Origin of the sequence: Pseudomonas fluorescens (genome assembly GCF_001307275.1) — a bacterium.
GTDB lineage: Bacteria > Pseudomonadota > Gammaproteobacteria > Pseudomonadales > Pseudomonadaceae > Aquipseudomonas > Aquipseudomonas fluorescens_AA.
The window spans coordinates 1,004,415-1,022,515 of sequence record NZ_CP012831.1 but is presented as its reverse complement, the minus strand read 5'-3'; the positions used below and the strand labels follow the sequence as shown (position 1 = coordinate 1,022,515).

19 protein-coding genes, 1 tRNA gene and 2 pseudogenes are annotated in these 18,101 nt (G+C 59.2%); 17 read left to right on the top strand and 5 right to left on the bottom strand.

Translation table 11 applies throughout. The features are described from left to right. Positions 1–2 precede the first annotated feature (2 nt). From bamC to AO356_RS04510, 7 genes and pseudogenes are all read left to right on the top strand, one after another. Complete coding sequence (gene bamC, locus AO356_RS04535) at positions 3–1,118, top strand: outer membrane protein assembly factor BamC (RefSeq protein WP_060738758.1); 1,116 nt, start codon at positions 3–5, stop codon at positions 1,116–1,118. Between the two features lie 4 nt (positions 1,119–1,122). Next, positions 1,123–1,881, top strand: a complete 759-nt coding sequence (locus AO356_RS04530) for an MBL fold metallo-hydrolase (RefSeq protein ID WP_060738757.1) — start codon at positions 1,123–1,125, stop codon at positions 1,879–1,881. 27 nt (positions 1,882–1,908) lie between these two features. Then, complete coding sequence (purC, locus tag AO356_RS04525) at positions 1,909–2,622, top strand: phosphoribosylaminoimidazolesuccinocarboxamide synthase (RefSeq protein ID WP_057449754.1); 714 nt, start codon at positions 1,909–1,911, stop codon at positions 2,620–2,622. Positions 2,623–2,705: 83 nt separating this feature from the next. Then, a tRNA-Ser gene (locus AO356_RS04520) sits at positions 2,706–2,795 on the top strand. A gap of 130 nt (positions 2,796–2,925) precedes the next feature. Then, positions 2,926–4,035 carry a hypothetical protein gene (locus AO356_RS04515; protein ID WP_060738756.1) on the top strand — a complete coding sequence of 370 codons (1,110 nt, stop codon included), beginning with the start codon at positions 2,926–2,928 and terminating at the stop codon, positions 4,033–4,035. A gap of 193 nt (positions 4,036–4,228) precedes the next feature. Next, positions 4,229–4,390: pseudogene (locus AO356_RS30610) on the top strand (type II toxin-antitoxin system RelE/ParE family toxin); the annotation flags it as partial. 18 nt (positions 4,391–4,408) lie between these two features. Then, positions 4,409–4,717: an addiction module antidote protein gene (locus AO356_RS04510; RefSeq protein WP_060743071.1), complete on the top strand. Its 309-nt coding sequence runs from the start codon at positions 4,409–4,411 to the stop codon at positions 4,715–4,717. Between the two features lie 270 nt (positions 4,718–4,987). Here the strand turns inward: AO356_RS04510 and AO356_RS04505 are convergent, their stop codons facing one another. Then, the gene (locus AO356_RS04505; protein WP_060743070.1) at positions 4,988–5,263 is read right to left on the bottom strand and encodes a hypothetical protein; all 276 of its coding nucleotides are present in this window, start codon (positions 5,261–5,263) and stop codon (positions 4,988–4,990) included. A gap of 333 nt (positions 5,264–5,596) precedes the next feature. Here AO356_RS04505 and AO356_RS33300 point away from each other — a divergent pair. The 3 genes and pseudogenes from AO356_RS33300 to AO356_RS32970 form a co-directional block, all read left to right on the top strand. After that, a pseudogene (locus tag AO356_RS33300) lies at positions 5,597–6,373 on the top strand (MCP four helix bundle domain-containing protein); the annotation flags it as partial. Positions 6,374–6,442: 69 nt separating this feature from the next. Beyond that, the gene (locus AO356_RS33295; protein WP_371914143.1) at positions 6,443–7,231 is read left to right on the top strand and encodes a methyl-accepting chemotaxis protein; all 789 of its coding nucleotides are present in this window, start codon (positions 6,443–6,445) and stop codon (positions 7,229–7,231) included. Positions 7,232–7,244: 13 nt separating this feature from the next. Further along, a complete protein-coding gene (locus AO356_RS32970) occupies positions 7,245–7,391 on the top strand; it encodes a hypothetical protein (protein WP_219734607.1) in 147 nt (48 codons plus the stop codon). Between the two features lie 11 nt (positions 7,392–7,402). Here AO356_RS32970 and AO356_RS04495 read toward each other — a convergent pair whose 3' ends face one another. The 3 genes from AO356_RS04495 to AO356_RS04485 form a co-directional block, all read right to left on the bottom strand. Further along, positions 7,403–7,771, bottom strand: a complete 369-nt coding sequence (locus AO356_RS04495) for a cupin domain-containing protein (RefSeq protein WP_060738754.1) — start codon at positions 7,769–7,771, stop codon at positions 7,403–7,405. A gap of 100 nt (positions 7,772–7,871) precedes the next feature. Next, positions 7,872–8,678: an AraC family transcriptional regulator gene (locus AO356_RS04490; RefSeq protein WP_060738753.1), complete on the bottom strand. Its 807-nt coding sequence runs from the start codon at positions 8,676–8,678 to the stop codon at positions 7,872–7,874. A gap of 196 nt (positions 8,679–8,874) precedes the next feature. Beyond that, a complete protein-coding gene (locus AO356_RS04485; RefSeq protein WP_060738752.1) occupies positions 8,875–9,066 on the bottom strand; it encodes a YegP family protein in 192 nt (63 codons plus the stop codon). Between the two features lie 302 nt (positions 9,067–9,368). Between AO356_RS04485 and AO356_RS04480 the strand changes: the two genes are divergently transcribed. The 6 genes from AO356_RS04480 (at position 9,369) to AO356_RS04455 (ending at position 15,132) form a co-directional block, all read left to right on the top strand. Continuing rightward, positions 9,369–10,337 (top strand): glycosyltransferase family 2 protein, encoded by a 969-nt coding sequence (locus AO356_RS04480; protein WP_060738751.1) that lies wholly within the window; start codon positions 9,369–9,371, stop codon positions 10,335–10,337. Between the two features lie 2 nt (positions 10,338–10,339). Then, complete coding sequence (locus tag AO356_RS04475) at positions 10,340–11,050, top strand: class I SAM-dependent methyltransferase (RefSeq protein WP_060738750.1); 711 nt, start codon at positions 10,340–10,342, stop codon at positions 11,048–11,050. A gap of 44 nt (positions 11,051–11,094) precedes the next feature. Next, positions 11,095–11,430, top strand: coding sequence for a GtrA family protein (locus AO356_RS04470; RefSeq protein WP_060743069.1), 336 nt, complete (start codon positions 11,095–11,097; stop codon positions 11,428–11,430). After that, positions 11,427–13,511 (top strand): DUF6311 domain-containing protein, encoded by a 2,085-nt coding sequence (locus AO356_RS04465; RefSeq protein ID WP_060738749.1) that lies wholly within the window; start codon positions 11,427–11,429, stop codon positions 13,509–13,511. Before AO356_RS04470 ends, AO356_RS04465 begins: the two co-directional genes overlap by 4 nt. A gap of 228 nt (positions 13,512–13,739) precedes the next feature. After that, positions 13,740–14,663: a LysR family transcriptional regulator gene (locus tag AO356_RS04460; RefSeq protein WP_060738748.1), complete on the top strand. Its 924-nt coding sequence runs from the start codon at positions 13,740–13,742 to the stop codon at positions 14,661–14,663. 103 nt (positions 14,664–14,766) lie between these two features. Next, positions 14,767–15,132 carry a 5-carboxymethyl-2-hydroxymuconate Delta-isomerase gene (locus tag AO356_RS04455; protein WP_060738747.1) on the top strand — a complete coding sequence of 122 codons (366 nt, stop codon included), beginning with the start codon at positions 14,767–14,769 and terminating at the stop codon, positions 15,130–15,132. A gap of 3 nt (positions 15,133–15,135) precedes the next feature. Here AO356_RS04455 and AO356_RS04450 read toward each other — a convergent pair whose 3' ends face one another. Continuing rightward, entirely contained in the window at positions 15,136–16,068 is a 933-nt protein-coding gene (locus AO356_RS04450; protein ID WP_060738746.1) for a LysR family transcriptional regulator, read from the bottom strand. 536 nt (positions 16,069–16,604) lie between these two features. Between AO356_RS04450 and AO356_RS04445 the strand changes: the two genes are divergently transcribed. Further along, positions 16,605–17,972, top strand: coding sequence for a glutamine synthetase family protein (locus AO356_RS04445; RefSeq protein ID WP_162491252.1), 1,368 nt, complete (start codon positions 16,605–16,607; stop codon positions 17,970–17,972). Positions 17,973–18,101: the final 129 nt, after the last annotated feature.

Genomic DNA, 18,101 nt, shown 5'->3' with positions numbered 1-18,101 from the left:
GCATGAAGCGAATGGCCGGACTTTCCGCACTTGCCTTGATTATCTCCAGCACCAGCGGCTGCGGATGGATCTGGGGGCCGGAAGGTTACTTCCGCGACCGTGGTAGCGATTACCTGCAAGCGCAACAGACTGCACCGATGCAACTGCCGCAAGACGTCAACATCGCCAAGCGCCTGGATCCGCTGCTGCCGATTCCGCGCAACGTCGCGGACGACAGCGTCAAGGGCGAGTACATCGTTCCACGTCCGCAGCCGCTGTCGGCCGTGGCCGACGCCAGCGACTACACCCTGCAGAAGAGTGGCGATTCCAGCTGGGTCATGGGCCAGCATCCGCCAGCCGAAGTCTGGCCGGTGGCGATCCAGTTCTTCCAGGACAACGGTTTCCGCCTGGACGAACAGCGCCCGCAAACCGGCGAGTTCACCACCACCTGGCAGCGCTCCGATGAACTGTCCGCCGCCATGGCCAAGCGCCTGAGCGCCGCCGGTGTCGCGGCCGACAGCGAAACCCGCGTGCGGGTGCGTATCGAGCCGGGCGTGCAGCGCAACACCAGTGAAATCTACGTGGTCAGCGCCGAGCGTCCTGCCGGCAGCACCGCCGACGTGGCCTTCACCAACCGTTCGGTCAATACCGGCCTCGACGCTGCCCTGGTGGACGACATGCTTGCCAGCATGAGTCGTACCGCGGAGCAGGGCGGTTCGGTCTCGATGCTGGCGTCCAAGGAATTCGATGCGCCGAGCCGCGTCAGCCTGAGCGAAGACGGCAGCGGCAACCCGGTGCTCAACGTCGGCTCCGACCTGGACCGTGCCTGGTCGAGCGTTGGCCGTGCGCTGGAACAGGGTGAGTGGCGCGTTGAGGACATCAACCGCAGCCTGGGCCTGTACTACATCAACCTCGCCGAGAAGGCCGAGAAGAAAGACGACAAGCCCGGCTTCTTCAGCGGCCTGTTCGGCAGCAAGCCGGACAAGGAAGAGATCGAAGCCCGCGCCGAGCGTTACCAGGTTCGCCTGAGCAAGGTCGGCGAAAGCGTCCAGGTCACTGTCGAGAAGAACATCAACACCGTGGCGCCGGCCGATGTGGCCCGCAAGGTATTGAGCGTGATTCAGGATAACCTGGGCTGATCCGATGCGTTTCGCCGTTCTCGGCAGCGGTAGCCAGGGCAACGGCACGCTGGTCGCCAGCGCTGGTACGTACGTGTTGGTCGATTGTGGTTTCTCCCTGCGGGAAACCGAGAAACGCCTGTTGCGCCTGGGTGTGCACCCGGCGCAACTGAGCGCGATACTCGTGACCCACGAACATGCCGACCACGTGCATGGCGTGGGTTTGCTGTCTCGGCGCTACAATCTGCCGGTGTACCTGAGCCGTGGGACACTGGCAGGCCTGCGCAAGCCCATCGAGCCAGCCGGTTTCGTGGTCGGTGGCGAGCAACTGCGTATCGGTAGCCTGGACATCAGCGTGGTCAGTGTGGCGCACGATGCCCGGGAGCCGACGCAATATGTATTCAGCGACGGCGAGCGGCGCTTCGGGCTGCTCACCGACCTGGGGTCGTATTGCGACAGGGTGATGGACAGTTATCGGGACCTCGATGCATTGATGATCGAGTCCAACCACTGCCGTGACATGCTGGCCCGTGGTTACTACCCCTACTTCCTCAAGCAGCGGGTAGGCGGGGAGCACGGACATTTGAACAACCACCAGGCCGCGTTCCTGGTGGCCGAGTTGGGCTGGCAAGGCCTGCAACACCTGGTCCTGGCCCATCTGAGCAGCAAGAACAACCTGCCGCAGCTGGCCCGGCAATGTTTCGTCGACACCCTCGGGTGCGACCCGGACTGGCTGCAACTGGCCGATCAAGATTCAGGGCTCGACTGGCGACATATCGCCTAGCCCACTACTTAGCAAGCGGAGCCCATCATGGAAAAACGTGAAGAACTCTACCGCGGCAAAGCCAAGTCGGTTTACAAGACCGACGACGCTGACCGCTTGATCCTGCTGTTTCGCAACGACACCTCGGCGTTCGACGGCAAGCGCATCGAACAGCTGGACCGCAAGGGCATGGTGAACAACAAGTTCAACGCCTTCATCATGCAAAAACTCGAAGCCGCCGGCGTGCCGACCCAGTTCGACAAGCTGCTGGGCGACAACGAATGCCTGGTCAAGAAGCTGGACATGATCCCGGTCGAATGCGTCGTGCGTAACTACGCCGCCGGCAGCCTGGTCAAGCGCCTGGGTGTGGAAGAGGGTATGAAACTCAACCCTTACACCTTCGAGCTGTTCCTGAAGGACGACGCCAAGGGCGACCCGTTCATCAACGAATCCCACGTCGTGGCATTCGGTTGGGGCACCACCGAGCAACTGGCCCGCATGAAGGAATTGTCCCTCAAGGTCAATGAAGTGCTGACCAAGCTGTTCGACGACGCCGGCCTGCTGCTGGTGGACTTCAAGCTTGAGTTCGGCGTGTTCAGCGACGGTTCCATCGTCCTGGGCGACGAATTCAGCCCGGACGGCTGCCGCCTGTGGGACAAGGACACCAAGAAGAAGATGGACAAGGACCGCTTCCGCCAGGGCCTCGGTGACGTCATCGAAGCCTACGAAGAAGTCGCCCAGCGCCTGGGTGTACCGCTGTAATCGACGCAAGCATCTGATAGCACGGAAAAAATTTCGCTCGGGGGTTCGCTTCCGGCGAATGTGCTGGTATGATGCGCGCCACTGGAGAGATGCCGGAGTGGCCGAACGGGACGGATTCGAAATCCGTTGTACTGGCGACAGTACCTAGGGTTCAAATCCCTATCTCTCCGCCATTATTGAATACGACTAAGCCCCTGAAATGGTTGAACATTTCAGGGGCTTTTTCGTTTTTGAGTTTTTTGTTGGCGTGGTAATGGCTTGTTGATATCGTCTTGCGACCATTCAAAGGCGCAAGGAGCGAGCATGGCCGCAGTGAGTAACTCAGTTGTTCATTTGACGATGCGATTTCAGAGAACGAAGCTCGCTATCGGTACTGGGGTGGTATACAAGCGCGATGGAAAATTTTATATCGTGACCGCCTGGCACAATTTAACGGGGCGTCATCCCGATAATTTGAAATTTCTGAGCGCGCATAGCTCCATACCCGACAATATAGTCGTCAGTATTGCGGTTAGTCGTGGTGATTTTGGAACCTCACGAATGTCAGTTGTTCTACCGTTAATGGATGAGGATAAGGCGCTCTTCTTGATACATCCAACGGGCTGGCCAAGAGTTGACGTGGTAGCCATTCCTTTTGATCCTATGGCGTATCTGAAAATGGAGCTCTATGATTTTGATGGTACGGTTCAAGATGTAGTTGTTTCGCTTCTGGACACTGGAAACACCAATATTCCTGCTGACCTTTGCCCTGTGCAACGTTATTTAGTACCGAGTCAAAGCGTTATAGATAAATGGTTGGGTAATGTAGAGGTGACAGAAGAGCTTTTTATACCTGGATATCCTCACAATCTCCAGGATGACTACTCGCAGCCCGTGTGGAAGCGGGCGACAATTGCTTCCTCCGTGCAAAGGGGGTGGAACGGCCAACCAAAATATCTTATTGATTCTGCATCGAAGAGCGGTATGTCTGGTTCCCCTGTCCTTTACTACAGTCCGAAAGGAGAAGTAATCGTCAATGGTGCCTCCTATCGATTTACGACCGATGTCGCGATACTTGCTGGTATCTATGTGGGGCGGGAGGGGGTAACTGATAAGAATGATCCGCAGGTTGGTATTGTTTGGCATACATCAGTGATTGACGAGATTATTGATGGTGGCACCTTCGAGAAGCTTCCATTTGAGATTGAAATCGGGCCGGGTGATCTGGAAGCCGCAGTAAATGAGGAATTTAAAAATACTTCACGGAAGGGACTGGGTAACGTCTTAAACCCCAAGGTACCTTCAAGGCACATTGTGTGCGAAAGCGTTTTAAAGCGAATACAAGGGCGAGCTAAACCTGAAGATGTCATCGAGGCTGTGGTTCGATTGGCGGAAATTTATGATGGGCCTCTCATGCCAGACGATGATGATTAGCGGCTAAGGCAGTAGGAATTAACCAAGACTGGGGACAAACCACGGTTTTGAGTTCACTCATCATCAGATCTTGATCTGTTCCCATTTCTTCCCCCGCCCGCCCTGAATTGAGGATGCGGGGGGATGACCAGCATCAGTACCTTGATTTTCAGTATCCAACGGGATACGGCATTGATCGCGCGCAGTCGGTAACCTGGGCGATGTGAAACCTATCGGTGATGGTGTTTCAGAGTTGCGTGTGGATGTAGGCGCTGGCTACCGGGTCTATTTCACCATGCGCAGTGGAGTGGTCATCGTGCTACTCGCTGGGGGCAACAAGTCTTCACCGAGTGCTGATATCCGGCGAGCGAAAAAATTGGCAGAAGATTTGAGCATGAGCCAACACCTGACGACATTTGACATGGCCGCACTACTCGATAGCGACGAAGCGATCAGTGAATACCTTTCCCAGGTGTTGGCTGATGGTGACAGCGAGGAGTTTCTCCGAGCGATCGGCTATGTAGCCAAGGCCCGAGGCGTGGCGCAGATCGCTAAAGACTCCGGCATGGGACGAGAAAGCTTGTACAAGGCGTTCGCCCCCGGATCAAAACCGAGATTCGATACCGTACTCAAGGTCATTCATGCGCTAGGCATCGATCTTCATGCGCAGCCTGGGCATGCGGCTAATCATTCACCTGTCTGAAGAGTGGATTAGAGCGGAGACTGGGAACAGACCACGATCATGAGTTCATCTTTAATCAGCCTGCCTCTAATCGTGGTCTGTCCCCGTTTCCCCCTGACTAAATGGGTCCCTGTGAAAGTCTAATGCCAGTCAATTAAGCCCCAAACCCGTGGGAGCAAAGCTTGCTCGCGATTGGGGTGAGCCAGTCGACAGCGCCATTGACTGGTCCGCCGCCATCGCGAGCAAGCTTTGCTCCCACAGGTTTTGTGTCGTTTTATCCTTAGACTGGCATTACCTGTGAGAGGCCGGCTCCGCATCCAAGCGCCGAGCTGTGACATCGAGTACGTCGCAGCCATCCCTCAAAGGAATGCAGCACAGCTGTGCAAAGCCCTGGAGGACCACTGAATCACTCGGAATGTCCCCTCGCATGGCGAGGTTCTCTAAAAGCTGGGTGACCGCGCGAATTCTATAACCCGCCGTGTCGAGCAGGATGTGCAAAGGCGCAGAGGTATCGACGAAGAGGGGTTGATTGTCGGCATTGCTGGTAAGAGCCATGTATCTATTCATTTCAAACTCCGCTTGATTGAGGGCTTTCTTACCATTTGTCATTGAGTCGCCAAACCCAAGCCGCTCTTACGAACGACATTTGGACTATAGAGCCCTTCTGGAGAAATCATCAATCAGATGATGAGTCAGAAAATTCTCTAAATTATGTGGGCGAGAAATGTCAGAAAATTCCCCGCAGCTATTGCCTCCCCCCGCCTTTTTTTATCCCGCCCGCCCCCCTGCGCAACCTGCATGATCACAGCCCAAGGCTTTGTAACAATTGGACTAATGGTCTATAGCTCAAGGCATGGCTGCCGATAGGTAAGTTAATCCCCATGAAAGGAGTGACACCCCATGCTGCGGTTTTTTGCCGATCTGGGCTTTCGTTGGAAAATCACTCTGCCCATTGCGTTTCTCGCGCTGTTGTTGGTGCTGATGGGGTGGACGGGCATGCGTGGCATCGGTCAGGTGACTGAATCGAGCACGCAATTGACTAAACGTAATCTGCCGGCCATCAGCCTGTTGCTCAATGCCGATCGCGATCTTTATCAGGCTTTCGTCGCCGAGCGCAGCCTGCTGGATGGTCATGCGAATGAGCATATTCAAGCGCTGAGCACCAGTCACAGCGAGAATGCGAAGCAGGCTTATGATCGCGTACAGAAGTATGCCGCGATGCAACCCGGTGCCGAGGCGCAGGCCTTGGTCAGTCAGTTCAATGACAGCTTCGGGAAATGGATGCAGGTTTCGCGGCGGGTCGTCGAACAGTCTGTAAGGGATCCGCAGGGCGCTAGTGCCCTGAGCTTCGGTGACAGTGAACGCCTGTTCGAAACCATGCGGGACTCCATCGACAAGCTGGGTGACCTTGAAGATGCGGCATCGCATCGCGAAGGCGACGCAGCGATTGAAAACGGCGAGGCAGTCGGTGTGCAACAGGGTGCGATTCTGTTGATCGGCCTGTTCTGTTGCGTCCTTGTGCTTACTGTCTTGCCGCTGGTGGTGCTGAGCCCTATGCGTCGGTTGCTGCACCGCGTCGAGCAGATTGCCGAGGGCGGCGGCGATTTGAAAGGGCGTCTCGAGGTGCGCTCCGCTGATGAGTTAGGCCAGCTCGGTGGTGCCTTCAATCGTTTTCTCGATAAATTGCAGCCGTTGATTGCCGAGGTTGGACGGGTGACCGGAGAGGTGGACTCCGCAGCGCGTGCCATGGCCGATATGGCCGCGACGAATGACCGCTTGATCAGCAGCGAACATGCGGCGCTCGATCAGGTCAGCACCGCCGCCACCCAGATGAGCGCGGCGGTGCATGAAGTTGCGCATAACGCGGTGAGCGCCTCGGATGCCGCGCAACAGGCGAGCAGTCAGTCTCGGGACGGTGCTGAGGTGGTCAGCAGCACCATCGAGTCGATCCGCCAGTTGGCCCAGGAAGTGGAGAGCGCTTCGGGCACGATCGAGGCACTGGCCCAGGAAACCTCCAGCATCGGCGCCGTGCTCGAAGTGATCCGGGGCATTGCCGAACAGACCAACCTGCTCGCGCTGAACGCAGCCATCGAGGCGGCACGGGCGGGTGAGCAAGGCCGTGGTTTCGCGGTCGTGGCCGACGAAGTCAGGGCCCTGGCGGCACGCACCCAGGACTCGACCAAGGACATTCAGGTACGCATCGAGCGCTTGCAAAGCGGTGTCGCCAAGGCGGTGCAAGCCATGCAGGTCGGCAGCAGCAAGGCCCGGGACAGCGTCGAGCGCGCCGCAGGGGTTGATGAGGTGCTCAGCGGTACCAGCGGCTCGATCCAGCGGATCAACGACATGGCCGCGCAGATCGCCAACGCGTGTGAAGAGCAGAGCAGTGTCACCGAAGAGATTGCTCGCAACATCTCCGACATTCGCGACTTGTCCAACGAAGCGGCATCCAATTCCGCCCAGAGCATGCAGGCCAGTCAGCAGCTTTCGAGCCTGTCGAGAAACCTGGCGGAACTGACCGGCCGCTTCCGTACCTGAAGCCGGTGGTGTCGTGTCGACTGACGACCTCCTGCGAGCCCTGCATCAGCAGGGCTTTGTCCTGATGCCCGGTGTGTTGAATGCCGGGCAGGTCGCCGACCTGTGTTGGCCGATCGATGCAGGTGTGTTGGGCGATCACCAGGAAGCTGAATACGATTGAGCCTGGCTCAGTCAGATCCAGACATCGTTGACCGCCGTTCGCTCATTGGTTTCTTCGCCGGTATTGATCACGCCGCGAGGCTCGATCAACAGCAGCTTCACTTCCTGGGCGGCGCTGGGCTTATGCTCCACACCTTTTTTGACCACGTACATCTCGCCCGGGCCAATCGTCACCGCGCCGTCGCGAAAGTCGATACGCAGTTCGCCCTCCAGCACGATGAAGGTTTCATCCGTATCGGCGTGGGCGTGCCAGATGAAGTCGCCTTCGAGCCGGGCGATCTTGAATTGGTAGTCGTTCATTTCGGCCACGACTTTCGGCGTCCACTGTTCCTGGAACAGGGTGTATTTCTGGGCGAAGTTGATGGGGGCGTAACGGGTCATCGAGGCATCTCCTTGGTGGGGTGGTGCGTCCTACTTTATGGTTCGAGCCAGTGTGCGTATTGGATGATCGTGCAGCTTTTTGCGCCGCGCAGTCGCTGTCCTAGCGTCGCATGTTCAGCCAGCGTGCCGGTGAAATACCGAAGGCTTGTGTATGCAACCGGGTCATGTGGCTCTGATCGAAAAAACCACAGGCCAGGGCCACTTCGCTCAGTGGCGTACCGTGGAAGGCCAGGCGTCGGGCTTCGCTCAAGCGGCGCTGGGTGATGTAGCGATAGGGGCTGGTGCCGTACAGCGCCCGGAAGTCCCGGGACAGACTCCATCGGTCCCTGCCGCTTGCCTGCACCAGATCGTCCAGGGTGATCACCTGGTCGAGGGCATCGTGGATGAACAGGCGGGCACGTTCTGCCGCCGGGTAGTCGATCAGCCGCCGTCCGCGCCTGTTGCCCGCCGCAACGTCGAGGGCCTGGGCCACATCGTAGATGGCGTCCTCTTCCTCCAGCGGGTCGAGGGGATGATCCAGGCTGTTCAACAATCGACGGGTCGCGATGTTGAGGCGGGGATCGCTGGACAATCCACCTTCGATGAAAGGCAGCGGCTTGCCCCCCAGCACCTGCTGGATCACCGACGGTTCTATATAGAACATCCGGTAACGAAAGCCATCGCGGGTCCCCGCTTCGCCATCGTGCACTTCGTCCGGGTGCAGGACGATGGTGCCGCCGGGCTGGCTATGACGCTTGCTGTGGCGATAGTTGAAGCTCTGGACGCCGGAAAGCGTGATGCCGATGGCGTAGGTGTCATGGCGATGGGTGGTGTAGCCATGCCCACTGAAATAAGCCTCGATGCGTTCCATTTTCCTCGATTCGGGCGCCCGCACCAGCCAGTCGCGGTTGTGGGTGGATCGAGTCATTGCACCGGCCTCCTGTTTTCGTCCGTATACCCTACCTGCCTGGCAACCATCGTCACAGCAAAAAGCAGAAGCGATGTAGGCGCTGTCGAGTGCAACGAGGCTGCGATCTTTCTCCAGACACTTGAATCTCAAGCGAAAGATCAAGATCAAAAGATCGCAGGCTTCGCCAGCTCCTACAGACCCCGCTTGGCGGTGCTCAGATCTCTTTCACGGGCGTCTCGTCATGGACGTTCTTGATCAACCTGACGGCATGAAGGCAGTCACTCTTGTTCACATAGGCTTCGCCACTGGCGATCGTTTCGTGGTTGCCGGCTCTCAAGCGCCAGCGCCATTGGCCTTTTCCGGTGCTCGGGTTGCCTCGGGTCTGTCGATAGATTTCAAAATACATCGGTTCGCTCCCTGCGATTCATTCACTCAAGACATGCGTTGAACATGTGGCTGCAAGCCTAGCCAAGTGGTTGGTTTTGGCTATGGGAAATTCGTTTCCATTGGTTATCAAATATTGCTGGGCATGAGCGCTGGCCGGGAATTTGACCGTTACAGTGTGAAAAGTCATGTTGCGAATATGTGGTCGGCTTAAGTTCTGACTGGATCCTTGCGTTGCCCTGCCTGGTCCTGCTTAATACGGTTCGACGCCTAGGGCCGGAAGCCCGATGGGACTGAAAACACTATAAGAAAAAGAGCCATCAAGTGACTGAATATCCAGGAGCGGATCTGCAAGGTCGTCTAGCGCTTTCGCTTGTCATTCCGGTCTATAACGAAGCCCAGTCCATCGATTTGTTCATGGCCAGGATCGACCAGGTCTTTGCCCATGAATCGCTGGTGAGCCTGGAACTGGTGTTCGTCAACGACGGCAGCGTGGACGATACGTTGGCGCTGCTGCTGGACAGGCAGAAGGCCGACCCGCGTATCCGCATCGTCGACCTGAGTCGCAACTTCGGCAAGGAGGCAGCGTTGAGCGCGGGCCTGCAAGCCGCCCGTGGCCAGGCGGTGGTGCCGATCGACGTCGATTTGCAGGATCCTCCCGAAGTGATCCTGGACATGATCGCCCATTGGCGCAACGGCGCCGAAGTGGTGCTGGGGCATCGGATCAATCGCGATTCCGACTCCTGGGCCAAACAGGTTTCCGCCAACGGGTTCTACCGGCTGCACAATAAAATCGCCGACCACAAGCTGCCGGAGAATGTCGGCGATTTCCGCTTGATGGATCGCTGTGTGGTCGATGCCCTTCTAACCCTGCCCGAATCGCGCCGCTTCATGAAAGGGCTGTTTGCCTGGGTGGGGTTCCGGACCACCCACGTGGACTACGTCAGGCCGGAGCGGTCCGCCGGTGAAAGCAAGTTCAATGGCTGGCGCCTGTGGAATTTTGCCCTGGAAGGCATCACCAGCTTCAGCACCGAACCGCTGCGTATCTGGACGTACCTGGGGCTTTGCGTCTCGCTGGTGTCCTTTGCATTTGCCATGTTCATCGTGTTGCGGACCCTGATTTCCGGGGTCGACCTGCCGGGCTATGCCTCGCTGATGGTCGCGGTCACGTTCCTGGGCGGACTGCAACTGATCGGCATCGGCGTGTTGGGGGAATACCTGGGCCGCACCTATATCGAATCCAAGCGTCGGCCGGTTTTCCTGGTGCGGCGCATCTATGACGCCAAGGACTGACCATGGATCTCAAGGAAACCGACATCCTCGGTCCCGATATCGAGCAGCATTGGTACTACCGATCGAAAGCGCGGGCCATGCTCCACATGCTCAAGGGCACCTCGGCCAGTACGTTGCTGGACGTGGGCGCCGGCTCGGGCTTTTTTTCCCATCACCTGCTGACCCATACCCCAACGGCCCAGGCCTGGTGCGTGGACATCAGCTATCCGGCCGACTCCGACGCCAGCACCGCCGGTAAACCGGTCCGCTACCGACGCGCCATCGACACGTTGGACGCCGACCTGGTGTTGCTGATGGACGTGTTGGAGCACGTGGATGATGATGTGGGCCTGCTCAAGGCCTACGTCGACAAAGTGCCGTCCGGTAGCCGCTTCCTGATCACCGTGCCGGCGTTCCAGTTTCTCTGGAGCGGGCATGACGATTTCCTCGAGCACAAGCGCCGCTATACCCTCAAACAACTGGAAAGCGTCGTGGCGCAGGCCGGTTTGCAGGTCCAGCAAGGGGCGTATTACTTCGGCCTGGTATTTCCCATTGCCGCCGGCCTGCGCCTGTTGCAGCGCAAAACCTCCGGGGCACCGGCCAAGTCGCAGCTTGCGCGGCATCATCCGCTGGTCAATGGCGTGCTGAGGACCCTGTGCAGCCTGGAGCGTCCATTCATGGGGGCCAATCGTATCGCCGGCCTGACGGTGTTCTGCCTGGCGCAGAAGCCGTGACCTGGACGCACTCGCCGCTGCTGCGACGTGCCTTGCGCTTTGCCATGACCGGCCTGCTCGTCACCGCGGTCCATGTGGTGGCTGCCGTGCTGTTTGTGCACTTGATCCTGGCCAACCCGCCACTGGCCAACGGTTTCGCCTTTGTCGTGGCGACCGTGGTGTCGTACCTGATCAACACCCTCTGGAGCTTTTCCAGCCGCTTGCATGGCCGCACCCTTGGCCGTTTCGTCGTGGTATCGATCGGCGGGTTCGGGCTGGCGATGCTGGTGGCCTGGGTAGCCCAACGTGTCGGCCTGGATTACCTGGCGGGCATCGCGGCCGTGGCGCTGATCATCCCCGTGTTCACCTTCATCCTGCATAATTTCTGGACGTATCGATGACCGTTCGCGGCAAGCATCACCTGGTTTCCTTGTTGCCCATACTGCTGGGTACGCTGGCGTTCCTGCTGGTGATCGGCCCGCGGGTGCTGGACCCGACGAACATCGCCTGGTTGGGGGAGGGGGATGCGGCGACCCATTACATGGGCTGGGCGTTTTTCCGCAGTTCGCCCTGGACCTTTCCGTTGGGCACGAACCCTTCCTATGGGTTGGAATTGGGCAACGGCATCATTTTTTCCGACTCCAATCCGCTGCTGGCATTTGTGTTCAAACCCTTCAACGCCTGGCTTCCCGAGACGTTCCAGTATTTTGGCCTGTGGTTGCTGGCCTGTTTCATCCTGCAAGCCTGGTTCGGCTGGAAGCTGGTCGGCCTGCTGACGCCGTCGCTGTGGATCAGGCTGTTGGGTACCGGGTTGCTGGTGTTTTCGCCGCCGATGTTTCTGCGCATGGGCGGGCATCTGTCGCTGTCCGGGCATTTCCTGATCCTGGCGGCCTTGTACTTGGCGCTGCGGCCCGGTGTGCAAAAACGCCGGCTGGCCTGGGGCGGGCTGTTGGCCGCCACAGCGCTGGTACACGCTTACCTGTTGGCCATGGTGGCGTTGATCTGGCTGGCCGACCTTGCCAGTCAGGCCAGCAAGGGCCGAGTGTCCCGGCGCGATGCCTGGATCGAGCTGGGTGGCTTGTTTTTGCTGGTTGCGTTCTGTTGCTGGCAGGCGGGTTATTTCAGCGTGGGTGGCGGGACCGTGGCGGGGGGTTATGGGTTGTATCGCTTGAACGTGATGTCGCTGGTCAACCCCAGCGGCTGGTCACACACCTTGCGCGACATGCCCCAGGGCCCCGGGGACTACGAAGGTTTCAACTACCTGGGATTGGGTGTCCTCATGCTGGCGATCTGCGCTGGCGTGGCATTGCTGCAAGGCAACACCGGTTTGGCGAATGCCGTGCGCCACAGGCGACTGTTGCTGTTGGCATTGATCGGGCTGACGCTGTTTTCGCTGACCAACCACGTCGGTATTGGCATGCTGAATATGCACTACTGGCTGCCCAAACCCCTTGAACTTCTGGCAAACGTCTTTCGCGCGGCCGGCCGAATGTTCTGGCCCGTGTTCTACGCCATCGTATTTGTCGTCATCTTCGCGGTGATCCGCGGCAACAAGCCCCGGGCAGCGGCGTGTCTGCTGGCCATCGCCCTGGTGGTGCAAGTGCTGGATACCCGCGCGGGATGGGCCGGCCTGCGCCAGAGCCGGATGGTGCCGGCGGCCTCGAGTTGGCCCACGGCCATGAACGATCCGTTCTGGGCCAGCGCGGCCGGTCATTATTCGAAAGTCCGGACGCTGTTGCCGCAGAACCAGCCGGACAACTGGCTGCTGACCAGCCAATACGCCCTGGCGCATGGCCTGGAAACCGATGGTGTGTACCTGGGACGCATGAGCGACCGGGCGATCGAGCGAGCCCAGCGACACGCCGATCAGATGCTTGCCAGCGGCCAGTACGCAGCCGATTCGTTGTACATCCTCGACCCTCGCGCCGCGCTCCAGGCGGCGAAAACCGTCAACCGCCAAACCGACCTGTTGACCCGTATCGACGGCCTCGTGGTGTTGGCGCCGGGCTGGAAAACCTGCGCCCAATGCCCGCCGGTTGCCGACGAGACGCTGGACATGCAGGTCAAGCTCGGTGAGCGCCAGGTGTTCAGCCGAATCAACGCCATGTTGGCCGAGGGCTGGGGGCGCGTCGAAGAGTGGGGCACGTGGTCGGAAGGGCCTGAGGCTGAGGTTGTTTTGCGCATACCGCCAGAAGCGCGGGCCATTTCGATCGAAGCGGCGGCGTTCGTGCAGCCCTCGCACACGCGCCAGCGGGTGGAGGTCTTGATCAACGGTGTTGAAGCGCTGTCGACGCAGTTCACGCGCTTGCAGGACAACACCCTTGAACTGCCCCTGACACCGCTCATTCGTGAAACGATTGGCGCGGATGGGCGGTTGCGCGTGCATTTCCAGTTGCCTGATGCCATCAGTCCCAAGGCGCTGGGGTTGGGAGGTGATGAGCGAGTCATGGCGCTGGGGCTGAAATCGCTGATTGTGAGGTAGGGCTTTTTCATTGTGGCGAGGGAGCTTGCTCCCGCTCGGTTGCGCAGCAACCGCAAAATCTTGGGGCCGCTTCGCAGCCCAGCGGGAGCAAGCTCCCTCGCCACAAAAGCAGGGTGCCTCTCCCAATTTCTTCGACGGTATTGCACAGGCGCTTCGCCTTTTTGCGCATAGACGCGCAGCCCCCGGCGTTTCTACACTGCATCCAGTCAAGGAATCGGGGGGCAGGGGATGAACCGCAACGAATTGCGCAAGGCCGACATCAACCTGATGGTGGTTTTCGAAACGTTGATGCTTGAACGCAACGTGACGCGGGTGGCGGAAAAATTGTTCCTGGGCCAGCCGACCATCAGCTCGGCCCTCAATCGCTTGCGCAAGATGTTCAACGACCCGCTGTTCATTCGCGTCGGCCACCGCATGGAGCCGACGGCCCGGGCCGAGGAGATCATCCAGCATCTCTCGCCGGCGCTCGATTCGCTGTCGGTGGCTTTGAGCCTGACCCACGATTTCGATCCCGCCAACAGCACCATGACGTTTCGCATCGGCCTGTCGGACGACGTCGAGTTCGGCCTGTTGCCGCCGCTGTTGAGCAGCCTGCGGCAAGAGGCGCCGCAAATCGTGTTCGTGGTCCAGCATGTCGATTACTGGCGCATCCCCGATTTGCTGGCGTCAGGCGACATCACCGTGGGCATCAGCCAGACACGCGGCCTGCCGGCCAACGCCAAGCGCAAACTGTTGCGACACATTCAACCGCGCGTATTGCGTGCCGATACATCGGACACGCCGCTGACCCTGGACGAGTACTGCTCGCGACCTCATGTGCTGGTGTCCCATACCGCCAACGTCGCCGGGTTCGCTGATGAATGGCTGGCCGAGATCGGGCGCACGCGCCAGGTCGTGCTGTCGGTGCCGCAATACAGCGCATTGCCGGCGTTGCTGGCCGGCACCGACTTGATCGCCAGCCTGCCGGACTATACCGCCGCTGCCATGGCCGCCTCGGGGCAACTGTTCAACGAGCCCTTTCCCTTCAAGACCCCGACCCTGGATTTGTCCATGGTCTGGCTGAGCCATGTCGACAGTGACCCGGCCGAGCGCTGGTTGCGATCGCGGTTGGAGGCCTTCATGGGCGAACGCGTGCCCCTGGCAGAGCCCTGACACCGGCCTGGGGCGAAACAAAACCTGCCTGAACGCATAAAGTCGAGGTAAGGTTGTGACGACTGAAACCCCCTCGTCATATTTTCGAATCGGAGTCGAACACATGCCTCACCTGCACATGGAGTACACCGCCAACCTGCCCGAGCTGAAGGCCGAGGTCGCACTGCTGCGCCTGAACAATGCACTGGTGGCCTCCGGTCAATTTTCCGCCGAGCACGACATCAAGAGCCGGGCCGTCAAGCTCGAGACTTTTCGAGTGGGCACAGGAATAGGCGAGCGGGGTTTCGTGCACGTGAAGCTGGCCTTGCTCAGCGGACGCTCGCCGGAAATCAAGAAGCAATTGGCCGATAGCCTGCTGGCGGTGATCCAGGACCTGGGGCCATGGCCGGCCGAAGTCAGCGTGCAACTGTGCGTGGAAATCCTCGACATCGATCGGGAGCCGTATGCCAAGGCCTTGATCGGTCAATGACGATCAGGTGTCGCGTGGGGCGCAGGCCTTGATGATCTGTTCGCGTAGCCAGGCGTTGGCACTGTCCTGATCGAGGGCCAGGCTCCACTGCATGTTCAAGGTAAACCCTGGCAGCCCCCTGGGCGCTTCGTGGTGATTGAAAACCGCCTCGTTGGCCAGCAGTTTCTGGATGCGGCGGGGCAGGGTCAGGATGAAGTCGGTGCCGGTGATCATCTTCAGTGCGGCACTGTAGCTGTTGGCGCGAGCGGCGATTTGCCGGTGATGCGCCTGCTGCGACAGCCAGCCATCCACCATGTTGGTCGCTGACGTCCAGGGTGTCGGAAACACGTGTCGGCGCTGTACGAACGATTGAAGACTCAGTTGCGTCTCAAGCGGCGTCGCCCGTTTATCCACGACGCAGACCAGGTCCTCCTGCAACAGCTGCCGGGATTTGAAATCGGTATGGTTGCTGTGGAAGTTCGGGCCGAAGCAGATCACCAGGTCCAGGCTGCCGTCCCGTAGCTCTTCGGCGGGAATGTCGGCTTCGAGCTTGTGCACGTTCACCACCACCGGCAGATTGGCGTAATCGAAGCCTTGCAGCAGTTGCGGCAGGATCAGGTGTTCGAAATATTCCGGTGCGCAGATATTGAAGGTAATGGCTTGCCGGGCCGGATCAAAGGTTGGCCTGCCGGCATGGCACAGATTGATGCTTTGCAAAATGCCGCGCACATGATCGTACATGCCCTCGGCCTTGTAGGTGGGGCGCATGCCAGTGCGGGTGTTGATAAACAGTTCGTCTTCGAAACAGGTTCGCAGTTTCTTGAGGCAATAACTGACGGTTGACTGGCTGACGCACAATGCCTCGGACACGCCGGTGACACTGCTTTGCTCGTACACGGCGCTAAACACCATGAGGTCCTGCATGTCGAGCTTTCTGAGGGAGTTACTGTTCAGCATCCGTTCTGTCTCTCGCTGTGCTCCTTGCGCGGATCTTGCGCAAACCAGGCTGACGATCCTAACGGAACGATGGTGCCAAGAGAATGCCGGGCAGGCGCTTTCATGGTCGGGAACGGGACAGATAATGTAGGGAACACGACGTGTCGATCAACGACCGATTCGTTTGCCTATGTTTAGTTTGCGCCGATCCAAGCTCCAGCAAATCCAGGTTTAACCGTCCAGGGGGTCGTGGGACGCTTGCCCGATGTGTTTCCTGTGATGCGCTCATGGACGGTTCGCCCCTGGCATTCCAATACCCTTCATACGCCGCAGTCGATCCGGTCGGCCGGTTCACGCCTGCCATGGCCCCAGCCCTGAGTGCGTTGCCTTCCGAGCTGGCCTTTTGGGCGCTCTGGCATTGCCGGCATGCGCGCCCTCCAGATACTTGTATTTCCTGTTGATCACTCATCGTGCTCGCACAACGACGAGCACACATTGACGGCGCTTTGTCGCCCGTCCGACATGGAAATACGAGCCTTCCCATGAGCCTTGCGAAAATTTCTTTTGCACCCGTGCAAGACGCCCTGGCGTTCCTCGCGCAGAACCCCGATATCGAGCTGTTCGAGTTGTTCATTCTCGATAACAACGGCGTGCCTCGGGGCAAGTTGTTGCATCGGGACGAGTTGCTGGCGGTCTACGAAAGTGGCCGGCCACTGCCCAGTACGATTCTCGGGCTGACCATCAATGGCGACGATGTGGAGAACTCCGGGCTGGTGTGGGACGTCGGTGACATCGATTGCCGCGCCTATCCCATCAGTGGCAGCTTGCAACGCATGCCGTGGCGGTTGATTCCCACGGCCGCGGTGCAGGTCAGCATGCATCCCCAGGAAGGTGGACCGGCGACCATCGCCGATCCGCGTTATTTGCTCAGCCAGGTGATCGAGGCCCTGCAGGCCGACGGTTATTACCCGGTGATGGCGGCGGAACTGGAGTTCTATCTGCTGGATGCGCACCGCGACAACCAAGGCCGGCCGCAGCCAGCACGGGACACCGACGGTGGACGACCGCATGCCACCCAGGTTTATGGTTTGCGCGAGCTGGAGCAGATCGAGCCGTTCCTGGCCGACCTGTACGCCGCATGCAAACTGCAAGGCATCCCGGCCCGGACCGCCATTTCCGAATACGCACCCGGGCAAGTGGAGATCACCCTCGAACATCGCAGCGATGCCTTGCAAGCCATGGATGAAGCGGTGCGCTACAAACGACTGGTCAAGGGCGTGGCCCACAAGCACGGCATGCAGGCGTGTTTCATGGCCAAGCCATTCGATCACTTGGCGGGCTCCGGCATGCACATGCATGTCAGTCTGGCGGACCGTGATGGCCACAACCTGTTTGCCAGTGAAGCCGGCGACGGCACGCCGTTGCTGCGCCATGCAGTGGGCGGGATGCTCGACACCCTGCTCGATTCGCTGCTGATGTTTTGCCCGAACGCCAACTCCTACCGGCGATTCCAAAGCAACAGCTACGCGCCGCTGGCGGCGACCTGGGGCGTGGACAACCGCACCGTGAGCCTGAGGGTGCCGGGTGGCCCGGCATTCTCGCGGCACATCGAGCATCGTATCTGCGGCGCCGATGCCAACCCTTACCTGGCTGCGGCGGCGATATTGGGCGGCATTCATCACGGCATACGTGAGCAGTGCGATCCCGGGAAACCTGTGGAAGGCAACGGCTATGCCCAGGTGATCGAACCGCTGCCCACCGACTGGCTCACCACCCTGCGTGCTCTCGAGGCTTCGGCCTGGGCGCGGCAGGCGTTTGGCGAGGCGTTTCTGGATGTTTATCTGGCGGTCAAGCGCGCCGAATACCGTCAGTTCATGGGGGAAGTCGGCGAGCAGGATTGGCGCTGGTATCTGCATCAGGCCTGAAACAGGTGCCTGGCGGGATCCTTAAATAATTATTTAATAGCAACTTTTTCACGAAAAATTGATGGTGGGCTACCTAAAGTTTGTGTTGCCGTAGGAACCGATTTTTTCATGTTTACTGCGGCACTTTTT

Bases quoted from the DNA above. Each gene is read 5' to 3' on its own strand.
- AO356_RS04470 (WP_060743069.1), top strand. From the start codon at position 11,095: ATGACCGGCCTGCTCGTCACCGCGGTCCATGTGGTGGCTGCCGTGCTG.
- AO356_RS04495 (WP_060738754.1), bottom strand. From the start codon at position 7,771: ATGACCCGTTACGCCCCCATCAACTTCGCCCAGAAATACACCCTGTTC.
- AO356_RS04465 (WP_060738749.1), top strand. From the start codon at position 11,427: ATGACCGTTCGCGGCAAGCATCACCTGGTTTCCTTGTTGCCCATACTG.
- AO356_RS04485 (WP_060738752.1), bottom strand. From the start codon at position 9,066: ATGTATTTTGAAATCTATCGACAGACCCGAGGCAACCCGAGCACCGGA.
- AO356_RS04455 (WP_060738747.1), top strand. From the start codon at position 14,767: ATGCCTCACCTGCACATGGAGTACACCGCCAACCTGCCCGAGCTGAAG.
- AO356_RS04530 (WP_060738757.1), top strand. From the start codon at position 1,123: ATGCGTTTCGCCGTTCTCGGCAGCGGTAGCCAGGGCAACGGCACGCTG.
- purC (WP_057449754.1), top strand. From the start codon at position 1,909: ATGGAAAAACGTGAAGAACTCTACCGCGGCAAAGCCAAGTCGGTTTAC.
- AO356_RS04460 (WP_060738748.1), top strand. From the start codon at position 13,740: ATGAACCGCAACGAATTGCGCAAGGCCGACATCAACCTGATGGTGGTT.
- AO356_RS04505 (WP_060743070.1), bottom strand. From the start codon at position 5,263: ATGAATAGATACATGGCTCTTACCAGCAATGCCGACAATCAACCCCTC.
- AO356_RS04475 (WP_060738750.1), top strand. From the start codon at position 10,340: ATGGATCTCAAGGAAACCGACATCCTCGGTCCCGATATCGAGCAGCAT.
- AO356_RS33295 (WP_371914143.1), top strand. From the start codon at position 6,443: ATGGCCGATATGGCCGCGACGAATGACCGCTTGATCAGCAGCGAACAT.
- AO356_RS04490 (WP_060738753.1), bottom strand. From the start codon at position 8,678: ATGACTCGATCCACCCACAACCGCGACTGGCTGGTGCGGGCGCCCGAA.
- AO356_RS04510 (WP_060743071.1), top strand. From the start codon at position 4,409: ATGAGCCAACACCTGACGACATTTGACATGGCCGCACTACTCGATAGC.
- bamC (WP_060738758.1), top strand. From the start codon at position 3: ATGAAGCGAATGGCCGGACTTTCCGCACTTGCCTTGATTATCTCCAGC.
- AO356_RS04450 (WP_060738746.1), bottom strand. From the start codon at position 16,068: ATGCTGAACAGTAACTCCCTCAGAAAGCTCGACATGCAGGACCTCATG.
- AO356_RS04515 (WP_060738756.1), top strand. From the start codon at position 2,926: ATGGCCGCAGTGAGTAACTCAGTTGTTCATTTGACGATGCGATTTCAG.